The following is a 4825-nucleotide window of genomic DNA, read 5'->3' as shown; positions in this document are numbered from 1 at the left end:
GCTTTGCGAGGGTTATGCTACACAGGCAGGTGAACTTGCACTGGGCCGTAACCTTAAAGTGGCTTTCATGCCTTGGCAGGGTTACAACTTTGAGGATGCGATTGTAATATCTGAGCGCGTTGTATCACAGGATATTTTCACTTCACTTCACGTAGAAGAGTTTGAGCTGGAAGTACGTGATACCAAACGTGGCGAAGAAGAATTAACACCAGATATCCCTAACGTATCAGAAGAAGCTACCAAAGATTTGGACGAAGACGGTATTATCCGTGTAGGCGCCGAAGTTAAGGAAGGCGATATCCTGATTGGTAAAATCACCCCGAAAGGCGAATCTGACCCATCACCAGAAGAAAAACTATTACGCGCCATTTTTGGTGATAAAGCAGGCGATGTTAAGGATGCATCTTTAAAAACTCCGCCGTCAATTGCTGGTGTAGTTATAGATACTAAATTATTTAGCCGCGCTAAGAAAACGTCGAAAGCCGAAGAAAAAGCACAGTTAGAGAAGTTGGATAACAAACATGATAAAGCTGTAAAAGATCTTAAAAATACTTTGATCGAAAAGTTATTTGAGATTGTGAACGGTAAGACATCACAAGGTGTTTACAACGTTTACAAAGAGCTGCATGTACCTAAAGGTGTTAAATTTACCCAGAAAATTTTAGTTGAGCTTAATTACGAAAATATTAACCCAACTAAATGGACAACTGATGATGATAAAAACGACCAGATAAAAACCTTACTTCATAACTATAACATTAAAGTTAATGAAGAGCTGGGTGCTTACCGTCGCGATAAATTTGCTATCAGTGTGGGTGATGAACTGCCATCGGGTATTGTTCAAATGGCTAAAGTTTACATTGCTAAAAAGCGTAAGCTTAAAGTAGGTGATAAAATGGCCGGTCGTCACGGTAATAAGGGTATTGTTGCGCGTATTGTACGTGATGAGGATATGCCTTTCCTTGAAGACGGAACTCCGGTTGATATTGTGTTGAACCCGCTGGGTGTACCTTCACGTATGAACTTAGGGCAGATATACGAAACCGTATTAGGTTGGGCAGGTAAAGAGTTGGGCATTAAATTCGCTACGCCGATTTTTGATGGTGCAAGCCATACAGAAGTTGAGGAGTGGGTTAAAAAGGCAAACTTACCAGAATCCGGCCGTACCTATTTATACAATGGCTTAACCGGCGACAGATTTGACCAGCAAACCACAGTAGGTATCATATACATGCTGAAACTGGGTCACATGGTTGATGATAAGATGCACGCACGTTCAATTGGGCCATACTCATTAATTACACAACAGCCATTGGGTGGTAAAGCCCAGTTTGGTGGTCAGCGTTTTGGTGAGATGGAGGTTTGGGCACTTGAAGCATTCGGTGCAGCAAACATACTGCAGGAAATATTAACCGTTAAATCGGATGATGTTATCGGCCGTGCCAAAACTTACGAGGCTATTGTTAAAGGTGAAAACCTGCCAACACCATCGGTTCCTGAATCATTCAACGTATTGGTTCATGAGTTAAGAGGTTTAGGTTTAGATATCACATTGGAATAAGGTTAAAGCTAAAAGGCTAAAGGTGAAAGGTTTAAGGCATAATGTCAATAACCTTTTGCCTTTCACCTTTTACCTTTCACCTCAACTTTAAAAAACAAGGAGACTATGTCTTACAAAAAGGATAATAAAATCAAAAGTAATTTCACCACAATTACGATCAGTCTGGCCTCTCCCGAGTCCATTCTTGAGCGTTCAAGTGGTGAGGTTTTAAAACCAGAAACCATCAACTACAGGACCTACAAGCCTGAGCGTGATGGTTTATTCTGCGAGCGTATTTTTGGTCCGGTTAAAGATTATGAGTGCCATTGCGGTAAATACAAACGTATCCGTTACAAAGGGATTGTTTGCGACCGTTGCGGTGTTGAAGTAACCGAAAAGAAAGTACGCCGTGAGCGCATGGGCCACATTAACCTTGTAGTTCCTGTTGCACACATCTGGTATTTCCGTTCGTTGCCAAATAAAATTGGTTACTTACTGGGCTTGCCAACAAAACGGTTAGACTTAATTATTTACTACGAGCGTTACGTAGTTATACAACCAGGTATTAAAGAAGCAGACGGAATCAACAAAATGGATTTCCTTACTGAAGAAGAATACCTTGACGTATTAGATACCCTTCCGAAAGAAAACCAGTACCTTGACGACAAAGATCCTCAGAAATTTGTTGCCAAAATGGGTGCCGAGGCTTTGGAAGAATTATTAAAACGCCTTGATTTGGATGAGCTTTCATTTAGCTTACGCCACCAGGCAGCAAACGAAACTTCACAACAACGTAAAAACGAAGCGTTAAAACGTTTACAGGTTGTTGAGGCTTTCCGTGATGCAAAAACCAGGATCGAGAATAACCCTGAGTGGATGATCGTTAAGATCGTTCCTGTTATCCCGCCTGAGTTACGTCCGTTAGTGCCTTTGGAAGGTGGTCGTTTTGCAACTTCAGATTTGAATGACCTTTACCGCCGTGTAATTATCCGCAACAACCGTTTAAAACGTTTGATAGAGATAAAAGCGCCGGAAGTTATTTTACGTAACGAAAAACGTATGTTACAGGAAGCTGTAGATTCGTTATTTGATAACTCACGTAAAGTTAACGCTGTTAAAACAGAAGGTAACCGTGCTTTGAAATCACTTTCGGATATTTTGAAAGGTAAGCAGGGCCGTTTCCGTCAAAACTTATTAGGTAAACGTGTGGATTATTCTGCCCGTTCGGTAATTGTTGTAGGGCCAAACCTTAAATTACACGAGTGCGGTTTACCAAAAGATATGGCTGCCGAGCTGTTTAAACCATTTATCATCCGCAAAATGATTGAGCGTGGTGTGGTTAAAACAGTAAAATCTGCCAAAAAGATTGTTGACCGTAAAGACCCGTTGGTTTGGGACATTTTGGAAAACGTATTGAAAGGACACCCTGTATTACTAAACCGTGCGCCAACGCTGCACAGGTTAGGTATCCAGTCGTTCCAGCCAAAATTGGTTGAAGGTAAAGCGATTCAATTGCACCCCTTAACCTGTACAGCATTCAACGCGGATTTTGACGGTGACCAGATGGCTGTTCACGTACCACTTGGTAACGCGGCAATTTTGGAAGCCCAGGTATTGATGCTTGCATCGCACAATATTTTGAATCCTGCAAACGGTACGCCTATTACCGTACCATCACAGGACATGGTGCTTGGTTTGTACTACATAACCAAAGGCCGTAAAACTGATGAAGGACGTATTGTAAAAGGCCAGGGTTTAACTTTTTATTCTGCCGAAGAAGTAATTATTGCATACAACGAAAGAAAGATTGATCTGCACGCCTTTATCAAGGTTAAGGCCTTTATTAAAGATCGTGATGGAAAAATTGTAAGCAAAATTATTGATACTACAGTAGGCCGCGTGTTGTTTAATCAGCATGTGCCGGTTGAAGTAGGTTATATCAACGAATTACTAACCAAAAAATCACTGCGTGATATTATTGGTGAAGTAGTGAAAATTACCGGTATGGCACGTGCGGCCCAGTTCCTTGATGATATTAAGGAGTTAGGTTTCAAAATGGCATTCCAGGGTGGTTTATCATTTAACCTGAAGGATATTAATATCCCTGCAGAAAAAGTTACACTGATCGAAACAGCTTCTAAGCAAGTTGAAGAGGTAATGGGTAACTATAATATGGGTTTCATCACCAACAACGAGCGCTATAACCAAATTATCGATATCTGGACACGTATCAACAACCGCTTAACCGCGAATGTAATGGACATCCTGAGCAACGATAACCAGGGCTTTAACTCGGTGTACATGATGCTTGATTCAGGTGCGCGTGGTTCTAAAGAGCAGATCCGTCAGCTTGCAGGTATGCGTGGTTTGATGGCTAAGCCTCAAAAATCAGGTTCAGGCGGCGAGATCATTGAAAATCCGATCCTTTCAAACTTTAAAGAAGGTTTGTCGGTATTAGAATACTTCATTTCAACCCACGGTGCGCGTAAAGGTTTGGCGGATACAGCGTTAAAAACTGCAGATGCTGGTTACTTAACCCGTAGGTTACATGATGTTGCCCAGGATATGATTGTTGGTATGGTTGATTGCGGTACTTTAAGAGGTATTTATACAACTGCGTTAAAAGACAACGAGGATATTGTTGAGCCATTATATGACCGTATCTTAGGTCGTACCACTTTACATGATGTTCATGACCCTATCACCAATGAATTGTTGGCACATGCAGGTCAGGATATTACTGAAGAGATTGGTAAAAAGATCGAGAACTCTCCGTTAGAAGGTATTGAAATTCGTTCGGTATTAACATGCGAAAGTAAACGCGGTGTGTGCGCTTTATGTTATGGCCGTAACCTTGCAAGCGGTAAACGCGTGCAAAAAGGAGAAGCTGTTGGTGTAATTGCTGCACAGTCTATCGGTGAGCCRGGTACACAGTTAACACTGCGTACATTCCACGTGGGTGGTACCGCATCAAACATTGCTGCCGAATCACAGATTAACGCAAGGTTTGATGGTATCATTGAGTTTGAAAACGTACGTACTGTTCAATACAAAACCGAAGAAGGTTTAGTTGACGTGGTGTTAGGCCGTTCAGGCGAGTTCCGTATAGTTGAGCAGGGCAGTAACAAAGTAATTGTTACCAACAATATTCCTTACGGTTCATATCTGTACATTCAGGATGGCAGTAAGGTAACCAAAGGCGACCGTATCTGTTCATGGGATCCGTACAATGCGGTTATCATATCCGAGTTTGCAGGTTTAACACAGTTTGATGCTGTATTAGAG

General features: G+C 41.7%; 2 protein-coding genes. Both read left to right on the top strand.

Features of this window, described 5'->3' with window-relative positions:
• On the top strand, nucleotides 1-1561 hold a 1561-nt coding region (gene rpoB / locus AC1DPZ_RS22010), incomplete at its 5' end, for a DNA-directed RNA polymerase subunit beta (RefSeq protein WP_477407475.1).
• Between the two features lie 105 nt (nucleotides 1562-1666).
• The coding region (rpoC, locus tag AC1DPZ_RS22005) for a DNA-directed RNA polymerase subunit beta' (protein WP_477407473.1) at nucleotides 1667-4825 on the top strand (3159 nt) is incomplete at its 3' end.

The sequence above is a fragment of the Mucilaginibacter sp. P4_G9 genome, from assembly GCF_056400985.1.
Note: the sequence above shows the minus strand (reverse complement) of the source record. Positions and strands in the feature narration are given on the sequence as shown.